At 57.7% G+C, this 21,889-nt stretch carries 15 protein-coding genes; 14 read left to right on the top strand and 1 reads right to left on the bottom strand.

Translation table 11 applies throughout. The features are described 5' to 3' along the window. Nucleotide 1: 1 nt before the first annotated feature. From murD to RGU44_RS15285, 13 genes are all read left to right on the top strand, one after another. The gene (murD, locus tag RGU44_RS15345) at nt 2-1,348 is read left to right on the top strand and encodes a UDP-N-acetylmuramoyl-L-alanine--D-glutamate ligase (protein WP_322217951.1); all 1,347 of its coding nucleotides are present in this window, start codon (nt 2-4) and stop codon (nt 1,346-1,348) included. Further along, nucleotides 1,348-2,559, top strand: coding sequence for a putative lipid II flippase FtsW (ftsW, locus tag RGU44_RS15340; RefSeq protein ID WP_219062358.1), 1,212 nt, complete (start codon nt 1,348-1,350; stop codon nt 2,557-2,559). The genes murD and ftsW overlap by 1 nt, the downstream gene beginning before the upstream one ends. Beyond that, the gene (gene murG / locus RGU44_RS15335) at nt 2,549-3,619 is read left to right on the top strand and encodes an undecaprenyldiphospho-muramoylpentapeptide beta-N-acetylglucosaminyltransferase (RefSeq protein ID WP_322181813.1); all 1,071 of its coding nucleotides are present in this window, start codon (nt 2,549-2,551) and stop codon (nt 3,617-3,619) included. Before ftsW ends, murG begins: the two co-directional genes overlap by 11 nt. After that, on the top strand, nt 3,612-5,072 hold the full coding sequence (murC, locus tag RGU44_RS15330; protein WP_322181811.1) for a UDP-N-acetylmuramate--L-alanine ligase: 1,461 nt from the start codon (nt 3,612-3,614) through the stop codon (nt 5,070-5,072). The genes murG and murC overlap by 8 nt, the downstream gene beginning before the upstream one ends. Next, on the top strand, nt 5,069-6,028 hold the full coding sequence (locus RGU44_RS15325) for a D-alanine--D-alanine ligase (RefSeq protein ID WP_322181809.1): 960 nt from the start codon (nt 5,069-5,071) through the stop codon (nt 6,026-6,028). The genes murC and RGU44_RS15325 overlap by 4 nt, the downstream gene beginning before the upstream one ends. A 4-nt stretch (nt 6,029-6,032) precedes the next feature. After that, nucleotides 6,033-6,899, top strand: a complete 867-nt coding sequence (locus tag RGU44_RS15320) for a cell division protein FtsQ/DivIB (RefSeq protein WP_322181807.1) — start codon at nt 6,033-6,035, stop codon at nt 6,897-6,899. A gap of 14 nt (nt 6,900-6,913) precedes the next feature. Then, nucleotides 6,914-8,167, top strand: a complete 1,254-nt coding sequence (ftsA, locus tag RGU44_RS15315; protein ID WP_219062252.1) for a cell division protein FtsA — start codon at nt 6,914-6,916, stop codon at nt 8,165-8,167. Between the two features lie 66 nt (nt 8,168-8,233). After that, nucleotides 8,234-9,424 carry a cell division protein FtsZ gene (gene ftsZ / locus RGU44_RS15310; RefSeq protein ID WP_219062251.1) on the top strand — a complete coding sequence of 397 codons (1,191 nt, stop codon included), beginning with the start codon at nt 8,234-8,236 and terminating at the stop codon, nt 9,422-9,424. A 112-nt stretch (nt 9,425-9,536) separates the two neighbouring features. Further along, the gene (lpxC, locus tag RGU44_RS15305) at nt 9,537-10,448 is read left to right on the top strand and encodes a UDP-3-O-acyl-N-acetylglucosamine deacetylase (protein ID WP_219062250.1); all 912 of its coding nucleotides are present in this window, start codon (nt 9,537-9,539) and stop codon (nt 10,446-10,448) included. Nucleotides 10,449-10,649: 201 nt separating this feature from the next. Then, nucleotides 10,650-12,692 carry a type VI secretion system tip protein TssI/VgrG gene (gene tssI / locus RGU44_RS15300; RefSeq protein ID WP_322217947.1) on the top strand — a complete coding sequence of 681 codons (2,043 nt, stop codon included), beginning with the start codon at nt 10,650-10,652 and terminating at the stop codon, nt 12,690-12,692. Then, nucleotides 12,685-13,560, top strand: coding sequence for a DUF4123 domain-containing protein (locus RGU44_RS15295; protein WP_322217945.1), 876 nt, complete (start codon nt 12,685-12,687; stop codon nt 13,558-13,560). The genes tssI and RGU44_RS15295 overlap by 8 nt, the downstream gene beginning before the upstream one ends. Next, nucleotides 13,557-16,997 carry a toxin VasX gene (locus RGU44_RS15290; protein ID WP_322217943.1) on the top strand — a complete coding sequence of 1,147 codons (3,441 nt, stop codon included), beginning with the start codon at nt 13,557-13,559 and terminating at the stop codon, nt 16,995-16,997. The genes RGU44_RS15295 and RGU44_RS15290 overlap by 4 nt, the downstream gene beginning before the upstream one ends. 415 nt (nt 16,998-17,412) lie before the next feature. Beyond that, nucleotides 17,413-18,180: a DUF6708 domain-containing protein gene (locus RGU44_RS15285; protein WP_322217941.1), complete on the top strand. Its 768-nt coding sequence runs from the start codon at nt 17,413-17,415 to the stop codon at nt 18,178-18,180. 93 nt (nt 18,181-18,273) lie between these two features. Here the strand turns inward: RGU44_RS15285 and RGU44_RS15280 are convergent, their stop codons facing one another. Then, complete coding sequence (locus RGU44_RS15280; RefSeq protein ID WP_322181793.1) at nt 18,274-18,729, bottom strand: DUF721 domain-containing protein; 456 nt, start codon at nt 18,727-18,729, stop codon at nt 18,274-18,276. Between the two features lie 306 nt (nt 18,730-19,035). Between RGU44_RS15280 and secA the strand changes: the two genes are divergently transcribed. Beyond that, nucleotides 19,036-21,771: a preprotein translocase subunit SecA gene (gene secA, locus RGU44_RS15275; RefSeq protein WP_322217939.1), complete on the top strand. Its 2,736-nt coding sequence runs from the start codon at nt 19,036-19,038 to the stop codon at nt 21,769-21,771. Nucleotides 21,772-21,889: the final 118 nt, after the last annotated feature.

The raw sequence follows: 21,889 nt of genomic DNA, 5'->3' as shown, positions 1-21,889 counted from the left end.
AGTGTCTCTGATCGTTTCTGACCACTTCCGCATCGTTGTCGGCCTCGGCAAGAGCGGCATGTCCCTGGTTCGCTTCCTGGCGAAGCAGGGTGTGTCGTTTGCTGTGGCTGATACGCGGGACAATCCGCCTGAGTTGGCGACGTTGCGTCAGGACTACCCGCAAGTGGAAGTACGTTGCGGCGAGCTGGATGTGGAGTTTCTCTGCCGTGCCGACGAGCTGTACGTAAGCCCCGGTCTGGCATTGGCGACCCCTGCATTGCAGCAAGCGGCAGCCCGTGGCGTGAAACTGTCGGGTGATATCGAATTGTTCGCGCGTAACGCGAAGGCGCCCATCGTTGCAATCAGCGGTTCGAATGCGAAAAGCACGGTCACCACGCTGGTGGGTGAAATGGCGGCCGCAGCGGGTAGGCGTGTTGCAGTCGGCGGCAACCTCGGCACTCCGGCGCTGGACTTGCTCGATGACTCGGTCGAGCTTTACGTGCTCGAGCTCTCCAGCTTCCAGCTTGAAACCACTGACCAGCTTGGCGCCGAAGTGGCGACAGTGTTGAACGTCAGCGAAGATCACATGGACCGTTACAGCGGTCTGCCGGCGTATCACTTGGCCAAGCACCGGATTTTTCGTGGCGCCCGGCAAGTGGTGGTCAATCGTCAGGACGCACTGTCGCGGCCGCTGATCGGTGAAGGCCTGCCGTGCTGGACCTTCGGTCTGAATACACCAGATTTCCACGGCTTCGGTCTGCGCGAAGAGAACGGCGAAAAATACCTCGCCTTCCAGTTCGACAACCTGATGCCGGTCCGCGAGCTGAAAATTCGCGGCGCGCACAATCAGTCCAACGCCTTGGCTGCGTTGGCGCTTGGGCATGCGGTGGGCTTGCCGTTCGACGCCATGCTCAGCGCCTTGCGCACCTTCACCGGCCTAGCGCATCGCTGCCAATGGCTGCGGGAGCGTGCAGGTGTCAACTATTACGACGACTCCAAGGCCACCAACGTTGGCGCCGCGCTGGCTGCCATCGAAGGCTTGGGCGTGGATATCGCGGGCAAGTTGGTGTTGATCGCAGGTGGAGATGGCAAGGGTGCTGACTTCAGTGCCTTGCGTGCCCCTGTCGCCGCCTATTGCCGCGTGGTTGTGTTGTTGGGCCGCGATGCTGAATTGCTTGCCAAAACCTTCGGCGATGCGGTGCCTTTAGTCCGCGTCAAAACCCTGGAAGAAGCTGTGCAACGTGCTGCCGAATGGGCGCAGAGCGGGGATGCGGTATTGCTGTCTCCCGCCTGTGCCAGCCTGGACATGTTCAAGAATTTCGAAGAGCGCGGGCGTGTGTTCGCTCATGCCGTGGAGGGCTTGTCATGATTCTGGGTGTGATCAAGCCTTATCCATCGCCGCTGATCAGCGGTCGCGGCATTGATGTCGACTTTCCGATGTTGGCCGGTTGCCTTGCGCTGCTGGGCCTGGGCCTGGTGATGATCACTTCTGCCTCGTCAGAAGTGGCCGCCGTGCAGTCCGGCAACCCGCTATACATGATGATGCGTCACCTGGTGTATCTGGTCATCGGTTTGGGCGCCTGTGGCGTGACCATGATGATTCCGGTTTCAACCTGGCAGCGCCTGGGCTGGCTGATGTTGATTGGCGCCTTCGGCTTGCTGGTGATGGTATTGGTGCCGGGGCTGGGCCGTGAGGTTAACGGTTCGATGCGCTGGATCGGCTTCGGGATGTTCAACGTCCAGCCTTCGGAAATCGCCAAGGTTTTCGTGGTGATTTTTCTTGCCGGTTACCTAGTACGGCGCCAGCAGGAAGTCCGCGAAAGCTGGATGGGCTTCTTCAAGCCATTCATCGTTTTGCTGCCCATGGCAGGTTTGCTGCTGATGGAGCCGGACTTCGGTGCCACCGTGGTAATGATGGGGGCTGCTGCTGCGATGCTGTTCCTCGGTGGCGTAGGGCTGTTCCGCTTCACCCTGATGGTGGTGTTGGCGGTGGGCGCGGTGTTCGTGCTGGTTCAAGCGCAGCCCTATCGTATGGCGCGCCTGATCACCTTCACCGACCCCTGGTCCGATCAGTTTGGCTCCGGTTATCAGCTGACCCAGGCCCTGATTGCCTTTGGCCGTGGCGAATGGTTCGGCGTCGGTCTGGGTAACAGCGTGCAGAAACAGTTCTATTTACCTGAAGCGCACACCGACTTCGTGTTTGCCGTGCTCGCGGAAGAGTTGGGCGTGGTTGGCTCGCTGATCACTGTGGGCCTGTTTGTATTCGTCAGTATCCGGGCCATGTACATCGGCATGTGGGCCGAAAGGGCCAAGCAATATTTCGCTGCCTATGTGGCTTACGGTCTGGCGTTCCTGTGGATTGGTCAGTTCCTGATCAACATTGGCGTAAACGTCGGGCTACTGCCGACTAAAGGCCTGACCTTGCCCTTCCTCAGTTATGGCGGCAGTTCGTTGGTGATCTGCTGCGCAAGCCTGGGCTTGTTGCTGCGCATCGAGTGGGAGGCGCGGACCAATACCGGCAGTGAAGAAACGGAATTCAATGAAAGCGACTTCACCGAGGAGCCGACCCATGGGCGCTAACGTGCTGATCATGGCGGGCGGTACGGGTGGGCACGTCTTCCCGGCGCTGGCCTGTGCGCGCGAGTTCCAGGCCCGCGGCTACCGCGTGCACTGGCTCGGCACGCCGCGCGGTATCGAAAACGAACTGGTCCCTCAAGCGGGCTTGCCGCTGCATTTGATCAACGTGACCGGCCTCCGGGGCAAGGGCGTGATTTCGCTGTTGAAAGCGCCGTTTGTGCTGCTCAGGGCGTTGCTGCAGGCGCGCAAGATCGTCCGTCAGTTGCAACCGGTCTGCGTACTGGGAATGGGCGGTTTTGTCACCGGCCCTGGCGGCTTGGCAGCGAAATTGGCGGGGGTACCGCTGATCATTCATGAACAGAACGCCGTCGCCGGTACAGCCAATCGCAGCCTGGCGCCGTTTGCCACTCGTGTGTGCGAAGCCTTCCCGAATACGTTTTCGGCTTCGGCAAAACGCCGTACCACCGGCAACCCGGTACGCACCGAGTTGTTTCTCGAAACGCCGCGTCAGGCGCTGGGCGGACGTAAAGCCCGTCTGCTGATCCTTGGCGGAAGTCTGGGCGCTGAACCGCTGAACAAACTGCTGCCTGCTGCATTGGCACAGGTGCCGCTGGAGTTGCGACCTGAAGTGTTTCATCAGGCCGGCAAGAATCATGACCAGATCACCGCAGAGCGCTATCGCACTGCCGATGTCGAGGCGCAAGTGGCGCCCTTCATCAAAGACATGGCTCAAGCCTATGGCTGGGCCGACCTGGTGGTTTGTCGCGCAGGCGCGCTGACCGTCAGTGAACTGGCTGCGGCTGGCCTGCCGTCGCTGTTGGTGCCGTTGCCCCACGCGATCGACGACCACCAGTCCCGTAATGCCGACTATCTGGCCCGCGAAGGTGCAGCCTTCGTCATGCCACAAGCGACAACTGGCGCAGCCGAAATGGCCGCACGCCTGAAAGAGGTTTTGATGCAACCCGAACAATTGAACAACATGGCCCGCACGGCTCGCCACCTGGCCAAACCTGACGCAACGCGCACTGTGGTCGATATCTGTCTGGAGGTGGCTCATGGTTGAGAGCAAGAGGGCGATGCCCCAGCCGGAAATGCGCCGCATCCGTCGCATCCATTTCGTCGGTATCGGCGGGGTGGGCATGTGCGGTATTGCCGAGGTTCTGCTTAACCTGGGCTACAAAGTGTCCGGCTCCGACTTGAAGTCTTCACCAGTGACTGAACGTCTTGAATCGTTCGGCGCCAAGGTGTTCATCGGCCATCGCGCCGAGAACATCGCGACGGCTGACGTGCTTGTGGTCTCCAGTGCAGTCAATACCGCGAACCCGGAAGTCGCTACGGCTCTGGAACGTCGCATTCCTGTGGTCCCGCGTGCCGAAATGCTGGCCGAACTGATGCGCTATCGCCACGGCATCGCAGTCGCTGGCACGCATGGCAAAACCACCACCACCAGTTTGATCGCTTCGGTGTTCGCGGCCGGTGGCCTGGACCCGACGTTCGTTATCGGTGGTCGCCTGAATGCTGCTGGAACCAACGCTCAGTTAGGCACCAGCCGTTACCTGATCGCTGAAGCGGATGAAAGCGACGCCAGCTTCCTGCACTTGCAGCCGTTGGTGGCCGTGGTCACTAACATTGACGCCGACCATATGGCGACCTACGAAGGCGACTTCAACAAACTGAAGAAAACCTTCGTCGAGTTCCTGCACAACCTGCCGTTCTATGGGCTGGCCGTGGTGTGCATCGATGATCCAGTGGTGCGTGAAATTCTGCCGCTGATCAAGCGTCCGACGCTGACTTACGGCTTCAGCGAAGAAGCCGACGTACGCGCCATCAACGTGCGTCAGGAAGGCATGCTGACTTACTTTACGGTGCTGCGTCGTGACCGCGCGCCGCTGGATGTCTCGGTAAACATGCCGGGCAACCACAACGTTCTGAACTCGTTGGCGACCATCGCAATCTCTACCGACGAGGGCGTCAGCGACGAGGCTATCGTCCAGGGGCTGTCAGGCTTCCAGGGTGTTGGTCGACGCTTCCAGATCTATGGCGAGCTGCCGGTCGAAGGCGGCAATGTGATGCTGGTCGACGACTACGGCCATCACCCGCGTGAAGTGTCTGCGGTAATCAATGCTGTCCGTGGCGGCTGGCCGGATCGTCGTCTGGTCATGGTTTACCAGCCTCATCGCTTCAGCCGTACTCGCGACCTTTACGATGACTTCGTGCAAGTACTGGCCGAAGCCAACGTGTTGTTGCTGATGGAAGTCTATCCAGCCGGTGAAGAACCGATTCCAGGTGCCGACAGTCGCAACTTGTGCCACAGCATTCGTCAACGTGGTCAGCTGGACCCGATCTACATCGAGCGTGGCGTCGAGTTGGCACCGCTGGTCAAACCACTGTTGCGTGCTGGCGATATTTTGCTGTGCCAGGGCGCCGGTGACATTGGTGGCCTCGCGCCGCAACTGCTTCGAAGCCCGCTGTTTGCAGGTGCTGTCGTGGCCCCGACCGAGGGTAAACTGAAATGACTTCAACCCTGCAATCCACCTTGTTGTCCACGCTCGAACCCAAGGCTTTCGGCCGTGTGGCCGTCCTGTTTGGTGGTAAAAGCGCTGAGCGCGAAGTGTCGCTGAAATCCGGTCAGGCAGTGCTTGAGGCCCTGCAAAGTGCAGGTGTCGACGCGTTCGGCATCGACGTCGGTGACGACTTCCTGCAGCGTCTGGTCAGCGAAAAAATTGATCGTGCTTTTATCGTCTTGCACGGTCGTGGCGGCGAAGACGGCAGCATGCAAGGCCTGCTGGAGTGTCTGGAGATCCCCTACACCGGCAGCGGCGTACTGGCTTCTGCGCTGGCCATGGACAAGTTGCGGACCAAGCAGATCTGGCAAAGTCTGGGCTTGTCGACACCTCGGCATGCCGCATTGAGCACTGAGGCTGATTGTATTTCTGCGGCAACGGAACTGGGCTTCCCTTTAATCGTCAAACCTGCCCATGAAGGTTCGAGTATCGGTATGGCCAAGGTGACCAGCGTCGATGAGTTGATCGCCGCATGGAAAGCTGCCAGCACCTACGATTCACAAGTATTGGTCGAGCAATGGATCCAGGGTCCGGAGTTTACTATCGCGACTCTGCGTGACCAGATATTACCGCCCATCGGTCTGGGCACTCCCCACAGTTTCTACGACTACGACGCCAAGTACCTGGCTTCCGATACTCAGTATCGGATCCCTTGCGGGCTCGACAGTGCAAAAGAACAAGAGCTTAAAGATCTTACTGCGCGTGCTTGCGAGGCCGTTGGCATTGCAGGTTGGGCGCGTGCGGACGTTATGCAGGATGCTGATGGCAAGTTCTGGTTGTTGGAAGTGAACACCGTCCCCGGCATGACCGATCACAGTCTGGTCCCGATGGCGGCACGAGCGGCGGGCCTGGATTTTCAGCAGTTAGTGTTAGCGATTCTGGCTGACAGTGTCGAGGCGCGAGGTTAATCCCATGCAAGGCGCGATGCTACGTCATCAGCAACCCGTTCCCGGCCGCAAGCCGGTGCCGCGTGGTGCCAGTCGGATGGTGGCCAAAGAGCCGCTGTCGATGCGTCTGCCTAAAGCAAACCTCGGATTCTTCAAGCGCCTGTTCTGGCCTGTGATGTTGGTCGTTCTGGGCTTCGGTACCTACGAAGCCGCGCAGCGGCTGTTGCCGTATGCCGACCGGCCAATTACCCGGATCAATGTGCAGGGTGATCTGAGCTACATCAGCCAGCAAGCGGTGCAGCAGCGCATTGCCCCTTATGTGGCGGCGAGCTTCTTCACCATCGACCTCGCAGGGATGCGCACCGAACTGGAACAAATGCCTTGGATCGCCCACGCCGAAGTCAGGCGTGTCTGGCCCGATCAGGTGGTCATTCGTCTGGAAGAACAATTGCCGGTGGCGCGCTGGGGTGAAGAGGCGCTGCTGAACAACCAGGGTCAGGCGTTTACCCCGCGCGAGCTGGCCAATTACGAGCATCTGCCTCAACTGTTTGGCCCTCAACGTGCCCAGCAGCAGGTGATGCAGCAGTATCAGGTGTTGAGTCAGATGTTACGGCCGTTGGGTTTTTCCATCGTACGTCTGGAATTACGTGAACGTGGCAGTTGGTTTTTGACCACTGGTGCAGGCAGTGCGGGCCCGGGTATCGAGTTGTTACTGGGACGCGACCACCTGGTGGAAAAAATGCGCCGATTTATTGCCATTTATGAAAAAACGCTTAAAGAACAGATGACGAATATTGCGCGCATCGACCTGCGTTACTCCAACGGCCTTGCCGTGGGATGGCGTGAGCAGGTTGCGCCTACGACGGACAAACCCGCCGTCGCGAAGAATTGATAAGAGGCAGGACCATGGCAAACGTGCAAAGCGGGAAAATGATCGTCGGCTTGGATATCGGCACCTCCAAAGTGGTGGCGTTGGTGGGCGAAGTCGGGGCGGATGGCACCCTGGAAATCGTCGGTATCGGCACGCATCCTTCCCGTGGCCTGAAGAAGGGCGTGGTGGTGAACATCGAGTCCACCGTGCAATCGATCCAGCGCGCCGTTGAAGAAGCTCAGCTGATGGCCGGTTGCCGTATTCACTCGGCTTTCGTCGGTGTAGCGGGCAACCACATTCGCAGCCTGAACTCCCACGGCATCGTGGCGATCCGTGACCGTGAAGTCAGCATGGCGGATCTGGAGCGTGTACTCGATGCCGCCCAGGCCGTGGCGATTCCAGCGGATCAGCGGGTGCTCCACACCCTGCCGCAGGACTACGTGATCGACAACCAGGAAGGCGTTCGTGAGCCTTTGGGGATGTCGGGCGTACGTCTGGAAGCCAAGGTTCATGTGGTGACTTGCGCCGTCAATGCCGCACAAAACATTGAAAAATGCGTGCGTCGTTGCGGGCTGGAAATTGACGACATCATTCTCGAACAGCTGGCTTCCGCGTATTCGGTGCTGACGGATGATGAGAAAGAACTGGGCGTTTGCCTGGTCGATATCGGCGGCGGCACCACCGACATCGCCATCTTCACCGAAGGCGCTATTCGTCATACCGCAGTCATCCCGATTGCGGGCGATCAGGTTACCAACGACATCGCGATGGCGTTGCGTACACCTACCCAATACGCCGAAGAGATCAAGATTCGCTACGCCTGTGCCCTGGCCAAACTGGCTGGCGCCGGCGAAACGATCAAAGTACCAAGCGTCGGCGACCGTCCACCACGTGAGTTGTCCCGTCAGGCGCTGGCTGAAGTGGTCGAGCCGCGTTACGACGAGTTGTTCACATTGATTCAGGCCGAGCTGCGTCGCAGTGGTTATGAAGACTTGATCCCGGCCGGCATCGTGCTGACCGGTGGTACCTCAAAAATGGAAGGCGCGGTCGAACTGGCCGAGGAAATCTTCCATATGCCGGTACGCCTCGGCGTGCCGCACAGTGTCAAAGGGCTCTCGGACGTCGTCCGCAACCCAATCTATTCCACTGGTGTGGGGCTGTTGCTGTACGGGCTGCAAAAGCAATCCGACGGTATTTCGTTGTCCGGCATCAGTAGCAGCAGCTATAGCGATGAACCTAAAACACCGGTATTCGAGCGCCTCAAGCGCTGGGTGCAAGGCAATTTCTAAGTTTCAAAGCAGTAGTAGTGGTAGGCAGTAGGCGAAAAAACTAGAGAAAATGAAAGGAGAGGGAAAATGTTCGAACTCGTAGACAACGTCCCGCAAAGCCCGGTAATCAAGGTTATCGGTGTTGGTGGTGGTGGTGGTAATGCTGTTAACCACATGGTTAAGAGCAACATCGAAGGTGTGGAATTCATCTGCGCCAACACTGACGCACAAGCGCTGAAAAGCATCGGCGCACGGACCATCCTGCAATTGGGCACTGGTGTGACCAAAGGTTTGGGTGCTGGTGCCAACCCTGAAGTAGGTCGTCAGGCTGCACTGGAAGACCGTGAGCGCATTGCTGAAGTGCTACAGGGCACCAACATGGTGTTCATTACCACTGGCATGGGCGGCGGTACCGGTACCGGTGCTGCACCGATCATCGCCGAAGTGGCCAAGGAAATGGGGATTCTCACCGTTGCAGTGGTGACTCGTCCGTTCCCGTTCGAAGGCCGCAAACGCATGCAGATCGCCGATGAAGGCATCCGCCTGTTGTCGGAAAGCGTTGACTCGTTGATCACCATCCCTAACGAGAAGCTGCTGACCATCCTCGGTAAGGACGCCAGCTTGCTGTCGGCTTTCGCCAAGGCTGACGATGTACTGGCCGGTGCTGTTCGCGGTATCTCCGACATCATCAAACGTCCGGGCATGATCAACGTCGACTTCGCTGACGTACGTACCGTGATGAGCGAAATGGGTATGGCGATGATGGGCACTGGCTGCGCCAGCGGTCCGAACCGTGCACGTGAAGCGACTGAGGCAGCCATCCGCAACCCGCTGCTCGAAGACGTCAACCTGCAAGGTGCTCGCGGCATCCTGGTCAACATCACTGCCGGTCCTGACCTGTCCCTGGGTGAGTACTCGGACGTGGGTAGCATCATTGAAGCGTTCGCCTCCGAGCACGCGATGGTCAAGGTCGGTACGGTTATCGATCCGGACATGCGCGACGAGTTGCACGTGACCGTGGTTGCCACTGGCCTGGGCGCGAAAATCGAGAAACCTGTGAAGGTGATCGACAACACCCTGCAGACCTCGCAACAACATGCTGCAGTGCAACCTTCTGCACGTCAGGAGCTGCCGTCGGTGAATTACCGCGATCTGGACCGTCCGACTGTGATGCGCAACCAGGCTCACGCCGGTGCTGCCGCTGCTGCGAAGATGAACCCGCACGATGACCTGGATTATCTGGATATCCCGGCTTTCCTGCGTCGCCAGGCCGATTGATGAAATGTATCAGGGGTATTAGGGTGATTGGTGTTCAGCAAAGGCCGGGTCTGCTATTATCGCCAGCCTTTGTTGATACCAGTTCGCAACTTGCGCTGAAGCGGCCAATGCCATGATTAAACAACGCACCCTGAAAAATATTATCCGTGCCACAGGTGTAGGCCTGCACTCGGGGGAAAAGGTTTACCTGACCCTCAAGCCCGCACCTGTGAATACCGGCATCGTGTTTTGTCGTGCCGACCTCGACCCTGTGGTGCAGATCCCTGCCCGTGCGGAAAACGTCGGTGACACCACCCTGTCGACCACTTTGGTCAGCGGGGACACCAAGGTGGACACGGTAGAGCACTTGCTTTCGGCCATGGCTGGCCTTGGCATCGATAACGCCTACGTCGAACTCTCTGCCTCCGAAGTTCCAATCATGGACGGCAGCGCGGGACCCTTCGTATTCCTGATTCAATCTGCCGGCCTGGAAGAACAGGACGCAGCCAAGAAATTCATTCGTATCCTGAAAGAAGTTACTGTGGAAGAGGACGGCAAAACCGCCACTTTCCTGCCTTTCGAAGGGTTCAAGGTGAGTTTCGAGATCGACTTCGACCACCCTGTTTTCCGTAACCGTACCCAAAGTGCAACCGTGGATTTTTCCAGTACTTCTTTTGTTAAAGAAGTCAGCCGCGCCCGTACCTTTGGGTTCATGAGTGATATCGAGTACCTGCGCAAGCACAATCTCGCACTTGGCGGTAGCGTAGAAAATGCCATCGTGGTCGACAAGGACGGCGTGCTTAACGAGGACGGCCTGCGGTACGAGGACGAATTCGTCAAACACAAAATCCTGGATGCAATCGGCGACCTTTACCTGCTGGGCAATAGCCTGATAGGCGAGTTCCGAGGCTTCAAGTCTGGGCACGCACTGAACAACGTCCTTCTTCGCGCATTGATTGCGCAGAAAGATGCTTGGGAAATCGTGACCTTCGAAGACGCCAGCACCGCCCCGATCTCTTACATGCGTCCTGTTGCGGCCGTGTAATTAGTACTCTCTCTTTCCTTTTATTTTTTAAGGCTGCCTTCGGGTGGCCTTTTTTTATGGTTGTTGAAGAGTGCAGGGAGAATGTAAGAATAACCCTGCGAAATTGAGAGACGTCTCCTACTGGGTTTGTCGGCAGGGTGGGATACCTTTAGTCGGTTTATCTACCCAAAATTACCGTTCATTCCGATATGAAGAACGGCGATGCCCACTGCCCCAACGTTCACGCTCAGCATCAAAGGAGCTAAAGACAACGAGTTACTTGTTCTAGCCTTTTCCGGCGAAGAGGCCATCAGCGAGTGCTTCGAAATCACCGTCGATGTGGTCACAGACCGACCGCCGCGCGAGCTGGAAAGCCTGCTGCACAAAGAAGCCTATCTGGCTTTTGGCGATCGGGGCCTGCACGGCCATATCTACTCCATCCGGAAAGGCAAAGTGGGCACCCGGCTGAGCCACTACCAACTGGTAATGGTGCCGTTTCTGCGCTATTTGCAGCACGCCAGTAATCGGCGGATTTTCCAGAACCTGACCACTGAAGCCATCCTCCGCGACGTGCTCAAGGGGCATGGTTTGCTGAACGGTTTGCACGTGCTGTTCAACATCGGCCCGGAAAAACCGGTCCCGCACGAATATTGCGTTCAGTACGATGAATCTGACCTGCATTTCGTCAGCCGTTTGTGCGAGGCCGAAGTCTACTTCTATTACTTCAAGCACTCCCCGGAAGGGCACCAACTGATCTTCGCCGATCAGGAAACCGAGTTCTATCACGCGGGCAATCCCACCGTGGTGATGCCGTTTCGGCCGATCAACGGCATGGCGGCAGAGCATCCGGTGATCCAGGCGTTCGGCGTAGGCCTGAGCACCCACGCCAGCCGCGTCACCCACCGCGATTACGACTTCCAAAACGCACACCTCTCGCTGGAAGCGGACCGGGACTCCAAGGTATTTCCGAACCTTGAGACGTACATCTACCCCGGAGAGTTTGATACCGCGCACCAAGGGCGGGTGCGAACGCGCCGGGCGCTGGAGAGGCTTCGCGGCGATGCTGAGCTCGCTCAAGGTCAGAGCGACCAGCCTTTGCTGCGCAGTGGCACGCCGTTAAAGGTAGAAGAACACCCGGAGCCGGGTTGGAACATGGTCTGGCTACCGACTTGGGTGTTTCATGACGGTCGCCAGCCTGCTGTATTAGAGGAATACGCAGTCAGTGACGAGCCGGTGGAGTCCGGTCGAATCGCTCAGGGTTATCGCAATGAGTTCATCGCTATCCGCGAGACCGTGCAATTTCGGCCTGCCCTCAAACATCCAGTCCCGAAGATTCAAGGCATGCAAACCGCCGTGGTGACCGGCCCTGCCGAAGAAGAAATCCACTGCGATCAATACGGGCGGGTAAAAGTCCGTTTTCACTGGGACCGCAGTGAAGAAAACGAAAGCACCAGCTGCTGGGTGCGGGTGGCCTCCAGCTGGGCCGGCGCCGGATACGGCGCGGTCACCATCCCGCGCGTGGGCATGGAAGTGTTGGTCGCCTTTGAAGAAGGGCACGCCTGCAAGCCGATTGTGGTCGGATGCCTGAGCAACAACACCCATCAAGTGCCTTACAACCTGCCGGACAACAAGACCAAAACCGTGTTGCGCAGTAAAAGCACCGGAAAAACGTCTGGTTTCAATGAGCTGAGCCTGGAAGACAAGAGCGGGGCAGAGCTGATCTACCTCCGCGCCCAGCGCGACATGGAGCAGTTGATCCAGAACGACAGCCGCATCGAAATCGGCAACGAACGTCTGGAAACCATCAAAGGCAACAGCACCACCGTGCTCAAGGCCGAGGAAAACGTCACCGTCACCGGCGCCCGCAAAGTGCAGTTGTTGGCCGACGATCACCTCGACGTCGCTGGCAGCAGTCACACCCGCGTCGGTGGCGACTTGTTGATGGCCGCCGGGCAAGAAGTGCACATCAGCGGTGACAATATCGTCATCAGCGGTGGCCTCAGCTTGACGCTGTCGATCAACGGTCAGCACATCGTCATCAATCCGGCGGGGATTTTCAGCAGCACACCGATCCAGGTCGGCGGCGCACCGGTACCGGGGACCCCTGCAATGCCGTTGGCCCCCGGCGACACTCAAGCACTGATTGCAGGAGGGGTTCCGCCGTCGATCGTCTTCGCGTCAAAAGGGCAAACCGATACCGCTTCGCGCATGCCACTGCTGTGCCCGCTGTGCGTGCTAGCCAACACGGAGCAGACCCATGATTAATGCAAAAAAGCCAACCCTGTGTTTGCCCGACGACTTTTCCTGGGAGCATACCGTTGCGCTGTTGCTGGATGCGGTACAGGTCAAGACGCTGCTGCCGCGTCTGTTTCAATGGGATCCCGAGGTGATCGTCGAGGTTATTTATCTGCGGACCCGGTTTGCGCAATTCAGGGCGCTCTCTCCCTGTCTTGTACGCCTGAAAGAGCCGAGTGACCCCATTCTTGAGCAGTTTTTGGCCCATGTCGGAGAGCATTGGAGTTATCTATTGGCCTGCGATGCCCCATGGGAGCAGGTGGCCGCGCATTGGCGCTGGCTGGCAAGCGTCGAACACCCCTCGGGTGAGGAAATGCTGCTGCGCATCGCCGATCCGGCAGTGGCCCATGCGGTGTTCAGCGACACAGTATCCTCGACGTCCACTCTGTTTGGACCTTGCCTGCGGGTCATGGTCGTCAACGCGGTGAGCGACGGTTGGCGCCACTACACCCGTGCCGGTGAGCGACCCGCTCCGAACCACGCCGCGTTGTACCGACTGAACGAGCGGCAGGTGGAGCTTCTGAATGAAGCCAGTTTCGACAAAAATGTGACCGAACTCTACGGGCACATGGGCGAATTTTTTCCCGACTACCGCATGGATTTGCAGCCCCAACAGCGCTGGCAGCACTTGCGTGGCCTGGCAAAGCGGGCAGTCGAACTCGGCTTTGAAAGCGAGGCCGACATCTGGTTGTACGCCAATGCCCATGGTTTTCTAGGCGAACAGCGGCTTGTGGCCGATCCAGAAATCGCCAGCCTGCTGAACCCCGCGTCCCCACTCCCACCCAGCACGCGTATCGCAATGATCACCACGTTGGTCGAGCGCAGGAGCCACCCATGACCGACCTCATGACCCCCCGTGGCCATTTGGCTAATTTGATCGCCCAGTCCCGCAGTCGCGATAACGTCAGCGCTGGAGGGGTGTGCCCACTGACCAAAACCACGATCCAGTTGCTGCCGGTCCGCTACGGCCTGGTGGAGCACCTTACGCCTCCCTCTGACATCCCCATGCCCCACACCTTGCAGAGCAAGGCCATGGGCATTCGCTTGTTGCGCAACGGTTACTTGTACGTCATCGATAACACGACCGGTTATCTGCACGAGTACTTCGTGGAACAAGGTTCTCTGAGCAAATTATTGTGGCAGGGCACCGAGGTCGCCAGCGATGTCCGTGAGCATGCCATCGAAGGTGGGTCCACCCTGACCCTCGCTCGCCGCAGCACGGTGTACGTGGCCTACTCGGAAATTCAGTGGACCGCCTACAAGTGCTCGCAAGTGATCCGGCACGCCACCGAGCGCGAACACTTCATGCAACGCGTCGACCTGACCGCCACCAGCAGTGAGCACACAGGCCAGCATTTACTGACCGAAAAGCAGGCCACAGACTGGCTGGCGGAAGTGGCGGAAAATCGTTGCGAAACCGGCGGTCGCGGCCCGGTCGATCAAGCCCCGGGCAAGACCCTGCCCGACGGCGCAAGCACGGAAGAAAACACCGCTTACATCTGGGAACACACGCCGCTGTTTCGCCACACCTGGATCGAAGAATTGACCAGCCAGGTCGATGGCGCACACCAGCGCGATTTCCTGTTTCTGGTGGTACGTGACGACATCGGCATCATGCGCGACCTGGCCGCCGCCCAGCTCAAGGTCGCTGACTGGATCGGTCAGTGGAGCGACGATGACGCCCTGCAACGCCAGTACCTCACGGGCGCTTACATTCAGTCCCTGTACGACGTCAGCCAGAAACGCTTGAGCGAGCTGGCCACCGATGACCCGCGTTATGCCGCGTTGATCAAGGACACCACCGAATCAGAACGCGAGACGCTGCTGAACTACTTACGCATCAAACGCGATTATCACGGGCCGGGGGTGTACGGCGACGAGAGTCACTGGCGTGAGCTGGCGCAGACCAATCCCTTCGCCAAAGCCTCCATGGAATTACGTGATGCGCTGGGTGACCCGCGTTGGCAACGCCATCGAGAGGCCATCGTCGAGCTGAACTTCCAGACCTACGAAGCCCTGCACGGTGCCGAACCGGGTGAGCGCGGTATCGATGACCTGGTGAATCGGCACGCCATGCAAGCCTTTGTGCTCAAACAACAAACCCTGTTGCAACACTGGCAAGGCCAGCTCAAACGCATCCGCGCCGACCGCCTGAAGATGATCGTCGAAGGCCATTTCCATCGCGCTGCGTGGTACTACGATTTCCAGCAAAACGAGCAGATCAGACATCGACTGGAAACCGAGCTCGAGTGCGTCGCCGCTATCTGCGATGACCGTGAGGCCATGGTGCAACTGGAAGCCTATCTGGAGAAAAATCCGCTGGTCCAGGTGCCAGGGCTGGATACCCTCGGCAGCGCCGATCAGTTGGATCTGAAGAAAAAACTCGCCGACCTCGGCAACTTCAGCATCAAGCTGACCGACGCCCCCGGCGCTGTGGCGGAGCTGGATGCACTGGCTAACCAGTTCAACAGTTTGATGCGGCAGCGCTTGCCGAACTATCAGCGGTTGACTGGGGAGTTTCAGGGGTTGAGCAGTTTGTTGGGCGGGGCGTATGACCCGGCGAGGCAGATGCGGACGGCACATCGCCTGGACATCATGCAGCAAGACTTTCAGCGCGGTGCCAACATTAATCCCAATGAATTTATCCGAAACATTGGTTCGGCAGCCAGATTGCGCCTGCTGAGCGCTTACGCTACCAGTGGCCTGACATTACGTGCAGCTACACCGATTGAAATCCAGAACTTTACCAATGACCGTAGTACCGCCCTGAACATGCGCCACGAACTCAAGGAGCTGTACAAACAACGTCGTCACGACCTGATTTGGGAGCGCGACGTTAAGGGGCTGAGTAATCAGATTGTCGCCCTTAAAGCCCGAATGGCACCGGTAGAAGATCGCTTGAGCCAGGCATTGACGCCAGGTGGCAAGGGCCCCAGCCAGTTTGGCTTGGTGCTGGGCAGCATGGATGCCGAGTTGAGCGAAGAGATGCAACGCACCGTGCGTGATTACCGGAGCAGTGGCACGTTCAAAGGACCGGTGGCGAGTGTGCTCAAGTCCAAGGGCGATCAGATTGCGGTAGTGTTGTTTTATTTGCATGCGATGAAGTTTGTGAGTGTTATAGGGGATATCGCAGAAAGAGATCGCAGGGGACTACGAGAGTTAGCGCAGTTCAGCGAAGCATTAGTGTTCGTACTATCCGCAGGCTTTGCTGCCACGCAAGGATTAGCAGTAAGCATATTGCAATATCATATCGGCCAAATGGAAAGTTCCGCCGGCAAGCTCAGTTCGATGGCTCGATTGGGTCAATGGTCTGCTATTGCCGGACTGGGAGCCTTTGCTTTTGGATTCGCGGCAGCCACCATTGACTTTGGAAAACATGCTAGGCAATGGGGTATAGCGTTATCGCAAGGTGACGGTAAAAAACTGGCCGCTACTTCATTACAAATGAGTGGCGATGCAATTTTAATGGGCACTAACGGATGGGGGTTCAAGCACACCTATTCAATCACCACCGAGATTTTGAGGCTGCCGCGAGAACTGCGCGCTCTGGCGTGGGCGGAGAAAAGTCCGCGACTGATCAACGTTGCCGTACGAGCGAATGTGATTGGCGTTATTGGCATGGCATTGCAACTGGTCGGTGAAGGTCTCTATAACTACTTCAATCTGGATGGCATGAAAAAATGGATGCATCACAGTGCATGGGGCCACGACGACGTCAAGCAGGGTCTGGAGGATGACTGGAGTGATCTGGCTGCCGTGGTCCAGCAGCCCCTGTGTCAGCTGATTCGTAATGGTAAAGGTACTGAGCTGCGCCTGACCTTCCCAGGGGTAAGAACCGCCGAACTGGACCGTCGCGAAGTGTCAATTGAAGTGTATCAGCGTCAACCCAGCGAGCAACCTTACAAGCGCGTTGGGCGAGCAGTGTATGTTCCACCTTACTGGGAGGAACGTAGCGAATACGTTGCCAACAGACTTACGGTACTCAGCCAGGGAAATGAGGGGCTGGTCTTGAGACTGCCTATTTTGTCCCTGGAATTATCCGACTCTTTCGGCCTGGCATGGGCCGTTAGCTACAAGGTGGAAGACCATCGTCCGCTGCGCCATCGGACGATTTTTCATGTTCTGGATATTCATCGCTCTACTGTGTACGGGGTGAGGATTGAGCAACAGGGGACGTTCAACTACAAACCGCACAAAGAACTTCCTGCTCGGCTCAGACCCATCGAACCCTGGTTCTTGAAGCAAGACGAGTTGAAGTACCTCGATGCTGAGTAGAGTATTCAATCGTAAAGAACCCCCTGCGCCGTCCATGGCAGCGCAGGACATTACAGACAATCGTCCTACTGTTGGCGAGGTGCGGAAGCATGGCCTTGAGGAAACACTGTATTTAGCACCGTTGCCGGTGTGTACCGGTCAAGCGCCCGTGAGCATGCAGGATTTCTCAGCGATGAATGATGTGTATCTGCAGATGGGCGGCAGCAACAACGGTATGGTTTTTCAGGGGAAATTGTTGGCTTGGGTTATGTGGCTAATGATTTTCTTGATATTTATCTGCCCGCTCATGCTTGCATTGATTTTGTTAGCTGCGACGCCGCCCAATACTAATAACTCATTTTCAAATGACTGGAACATATTATTTTCTTGGTTCTTGAATTTAGGGCTTTGGGTCGCTCCGATATGCATTGGAATTATGATTGAAACCGTTATTTCTGGCGTTCGCACCCAAGCCAAACAATACCCCCTGCGCTTCAACCGCCAACGTCGCGAAGTTTGTTTCGTCGACAGCGACACCCACGAAGTCCTGATCGTGCCATGGGAGCGCGTGGTCGCCTGGGTGTCTCAATCAGAAATGGTCAGCCAATACGGTGCCACCCAGTTCTACACCTTCGGCATGGGGCTGGAGGACGAGAAAAACGACACCGTGCAGTTCGTATTGGTCGGTAAACCCAGCCAGGCCCATGCCATTGGCACCTGGGAGGCCATTCGTATGTACATGGAGCAAGGCATTCCCAAGGATCAAACGGGCGACTGGCTGAAGATGCTGTTGGGGCGGGAGTTGACCGAGGATGAACTTCGACCCTACGAAGGGCTACACACGTGGGACGTGGAGCGGCGGATCAAGGAAGACATGGGCGATTTGCACTGCCCGTTGAGTGATGAGTATCTCGCCAGAGTCGGCCTTGAGCCTCGCACCCGCTGGCCCGTGCGCTGGTGGTACGTGCGCCGGGTTTTAACCTTCTGGAAAATGCCGTACATGATCGCCGAGTGGGGTCACAAAGCCGGCTCGCCCGTGTTGCCCGAACACGTGCAGCGCTGGTCGCAACCGATCCCCGCCGATCAATGGGCCAAACCCAGTCCCGCCCTGCAAAAAGCCACTCGCACGGTGGAAGACGCAATGCGTAAACAGAAAATGACCTTCATGAACGCCTGCGCACTGCTGGGTAAGAAGACTCAGTGACCAATAGGCGCATCCCTGCAGATCAGGACGCATGGGCGCGGTGCCAGCGTTGCGCACGCCGTATCAATAGCGGCAGCGTCCGGCAGTGTTTCTTCAGCCCTTGGGCTTGCCATGACTCGCTAGCCGCTCCAGCGCGGCACGCAGATTAGGGTCGGTAATACCCTCTGCCGTGGCCTGGATGCTTTCTGCGGCGTTGGCCGACAGATGGATGGTGTGTCCTGTTGCGCCCTGTTGGACGGTAGGCGGTTGTACTTTGAACAGGATGCGCGTCAGGCTGGCGAATTCTTCAAAAGCGACCAGCTGTCGTTGCAGGCGTTTCTGTTGATAGCGCAGGCGCGTGGCCCAATGACCGTCGGTCACGATCAGCAACAGGCTGCCTTCACGCCAGGACGCGACGTGGCAGTGTTCACGAGCAGCCGGTTGCAGCTGGGTTTCGAGCAGGCGCTGTAAGTGGGCCAGGCGTTGAGCGTGGTGGAATATGGCTTTAAGCGGCTTCGCCTCGCGGAGCAAGACGGCCGGCGCCCTTGCCGAGAGGGGACGAAATGCCATGTGGGACACCTTGAGTTACAGAGCGGCCATGGTAGCAGAAAGCGCCCGCACGGCTTCGTTAGATGGGTTTTCCGTGCTTTTATGGACACATTCAATGCGTCACTTTTCCCCTCAATGGGTTGAAGTCCGAAAAAACGGCCCTATTGTAAAGCTGCCCCATTAGAGCGTTGTGCCGGTATCGTGGAATAACGCCACTTTCCTCACCACCGTTTCCGGGTAGAATGCTCGTTCGCATGCGGCCATAAGGGCTGCACGGGCGACTCACGGGGCCGCCCTCCATCCCTATGTGTGGAAGATCCTGTCGATATGTTTGCGCCTTTGTTAAAGAAACTTTTTGGAAGCAAGAACGAGCGTGAAGTCAAACGCATGCTCAAGACGGTCGTCACCGTCAATGCCTTCGAAGAGCAAATGGTGGCCCTTTCGGACGAGCAATTGCGTGCCAAGACCGAAGAGTTCAAGGCCCGTTTAGCCAAAGGTGAGACCCTCGATCAACTTCTGCCTGAAGCTTTTGCGGTTGCCCGAGAAGCCGGCAAGCGTGTCATGGGTATGCGCCACTTCGACGTCCAGTTGATCGGCGGCACAGCCCTGCACGAAGGCATGATCGCTGAAATGCGTACCGGTGAAGGCAAGACCCTGGTGGCGACACTGGCGGTTTACCTGAACGCGCTGGCCGGTAAGGGCGTGCACGTTATTACTGTGAACGACTACCTGGCTCGTCGTGACGCCAACTGGATGCGTCCGCTTTACGAATTCCTCGGTCTGACCGTCGGCGTCGTCACGCCTTTCCAGCCGCCGGAAGAGAAGCGCGCTGCTTATGCGTCGGATATCACCTACGGCACCAACAACGAATTTGGTTTCGATTACCTGCGCGACAACATGGCTTTCAGCATGGAAGACAAGTTCCAGCGCGAGCTTAACTTCGCTGTAATCGACGAAGTCGACTCGATCCTGATCGATGAAGCGCGTACGCCGCTGATCATTTCCGGTCAGGCTGAAGACAGCTCCAAGCTATACACCGAAATCAATAAACTGATCCCGAGACTCGAGCAGCACATCGAGGAAGTGGAAGGTGTTGTTACCAAGGCCGGGCATTTCACCGTTGACGAGAAAACCCGTCAGGTTGAACTGAACGAAGCCGGTCACCAGTTCATCGAAGAGATGCTGACTGAAGTCGGCCTGCTGGCGGTGGGTGAAAGCCTGTACTCGGCGCACAACCTGGGCCTCTTGACCCACGTTTACGCCGGTCTGCGCGCACACAAACTGTTCCATCGCAACGTCGAGTACATCGTCCAGGACGGTCAGATCCTGCTGGTCGACGAACACACCGGTCGTACCATGCCGGGTCGCCGTCTGTCCGAAGGTCTGCATCAGGCCATCGAAGCGAAGGAAGTGCTGAATATTCAGGCTGAGAGCCAGACCCTGGCATCGACCACCTTCCAGAACTACTTCCGCCTGTACAACAAGCTGTCCGGTATGACCGGTACAGCGGACACCGAGGCGTTCGAGTTCCATCAGATCTACAGCTTGTCGGTAACGGTTATTCCGCCGAACAAGCCGCTGGCGCGTAAAGACTTCAACGACCTGGTCTACCTGACCGCCGAAGAAAAATACGCCGCCATCGTCACCGATATCAAAGAGTGCCTGGCCCAGGGGCGTCCGGTACTGGTGGGTACGGCAACCATCGAAACCTCCGAGCACATGTCCAGCCTGTTGATCAAGGAAGGCATCGATCACAAGGTTCTGAACGCCAAGTATCACGAAAAAGAAGCCGAAATCATCGCCCAGGCCGGTCGTCCGGGTGCGCTGACCATTGCCACCAACATGGCCGGTCGTGGTACCGACATTCTGTTGGGCGGCAATTGGGAAGTGGAAGTCGCGGCCCTGGAAGAGCCGACCCCTGAGCAGATCGCTCAGATCAAAGCCGACTGGCAGAAACGCCATCAGCAAGTGATCGAAGCGGGTGGTCTGCATGTGATTGCTTCCGAGCGTCATGAGTCGCGCCGTATCGATAACCAGCTGCGTGGTCGTGCCGGTCGTCAGGGCGATACAGGTTCCAGCCGTTTCTACCTGTCGCTGGAAGACAGCCTGATGCGCATTTTCGCCTCTGATCGGGTGAAAAACTTCATGAAAGCGCTGGGCATGCAGTCCGGCGAAGCGATCGAGCACCGCATGGTGACCAATGCGATCGAAAAAGCGCAGCGTAAAGTCGAAGGCCGTAACTTCGACATTCGCAAGCAACTGCTTGAGTTCGATGATGTCTCCAACGAACAGCGTAAAGTGATTTACCACATGCGTAACAGTCTGCTGGCTGCGACCAACATTGGTGACACCATCGCTGACTTCCGTCTGGACGTGCTCAACAGCCTTGTCAGCCAGCACATTCCGCCACAGTCGCTGCCAGAACAGTGGGATGTCGTGGGCTTGGAAGCGGCGCTGAACAGCGATTTCGGCGTTCAGCTCCCGATCCAGCAGTGGCTCGACGAAGACGATCATCTGTACGAAGAAACCCTGCGCGAGAAGCTCTTGCAAGAGCTGCTGGCCGCCTACAACGATAAAGAAGAACAAGCCAGTGCCGAAGCGCTGCGCACGTTCGAGAAGCAGATTCTGCTACGTGTCCTCGACGACCTGTGGAAAGACCACCTGTCGACCATGGACCACCTGCGTCACGGTATCCACCTGCGGGGTTATGCACAGAAGAACCCGAAACAGGAATACAAACGCGAGTCCTTCGCGCTGTTCCAGGAACTGCTCGACTCGATCAAGCGCGACACTATCCGTGTGCTGTCTCACGTTCAGGTTCGCCGCGAAGACCCGGCCGAAGAAGAAGCCCGTCTGCGTCGCGACGCCGAGGAGCTGGCTCACCGCATGCAGTTCGAACACGCCGAGGCTCCAGGTCTGGATCAGCCCGAAGCGCTGCTGGAGGAGGGCGATGTTGCCGTCGCAGCGGCACCGGTTCGCAACGATCAGAAACTGGGTCGCAACGAAGTGTGCTGGTGTGGTTCGGGCAAAAAGTTCAAGCACTGCCACGGCCAGATCAACTAAGTTCAGCCTGGCGTTGTTAACCTGAAATACCCCGCGCCGCGACCGGCCCAGCCGTCGCGGCGTTTTTCCATCGATTGAGCCGTACCGATGCGGGCGGCGCAGATAGCTTTCAAGGAGC

It is taken from the genome of Pseudomonas sp. 5C2 (assembly GCF_034314155.1).
GTDB lineage: Bacteria > Pseudomonadota > Gammaproteobacteria > Pseudomonadales > Pseudomonadaceae > Aquipseudomonas.
The sequence above is the reverse complement of the archived record's forward strand: the minus strand, read 5'-3'. Positions and strand labels throughout refer to the sequence as shown.

Coding starts and splice junctions, on each gene's coding strand:
- murG (WP_322181813.1), top strand. CDS start 2,549: ATGGGCGCTAACGTGCTGATCATGGCGGGCGGTACGGGTGGGCACGTC.
- murC (WP_322181811.1), top strand. CDS start 3,612: ATGGTTGAGAGCAAGAGGGCGATGCCCCAGCCGGAAATGCGCCGCATC.
- RGU44_RS15325 (WP_322181809.1), top strand. CDS start 5,069: ATGACTTCAACCCTGCAATCCACCTTGTTGTCCACGCTCGAACCCAAG.
- RGU44_RS15320 (WP_322181807.1), top strand. CDS start 6,033: ATGCAAGGCGCGATGCTACGTCATCAGCAACCCGTTCCCGGCCGCAAG.
- ftsA (WP_219062252.1), top strand. CDS start 6,914: ATGGCAAACGTGCAAAGCGGGAAAATGATCGTCGGCTTGGATATCGGC.
- ftsZ (WP_219062251.1), top strand. CDS start 8,234: ATGTTCGAACTCGTAGACAACGTCCCGCAAAGCCCGGTAATCAAGGTT.
- lpxC (WP_219062250.1), top strand. CDS start 9,537: ATGATTAAACAACGCACCCTGAAAAATATTATCCGTGCCACAGGTGTA.
- tssI (WP_322217947.1), top strand. CDS start 10,650: ATGCCCACTGCCCCAACGTTCACGCTCAGCATCAAAGGAGCTAAAGAC.
- RGU44_RS15295 (WP_322217945.1), top strand. CDS start 12,685: ATGATTAATGCAAAAAAGCCAACCCTGTGTTTGCCCGACGACTTTTCC.
- RGU44_RS15290 (WP_322217943.1), top strand. CDS start 13,557: ATGACCGACCTCATGACCCCCCGTGGCCATTTGGCTAATTTGATCGCC.
- RGU44_RS15285 (WP_322217941.1), top strand. CDS start 17,413: ATGATTGAAACCGTTATTTCTGGCGTTCGCACCCAAGCCAAACAATAC.
- RGU44_RS15280 (WP_322181793.1), bottom strand. CDS start 18,729: ATGGCATTTCGTCCCCTCTCGGCAAGGGCGCCGGCCGTCTTGCTCCGC.
- secA (WP_322217939.1), top strand. CDS start 19,036: ATGTTTGCGCCTTTGTTAAAGAAACTTTTTGGAAGCAAGAACGAGCGT.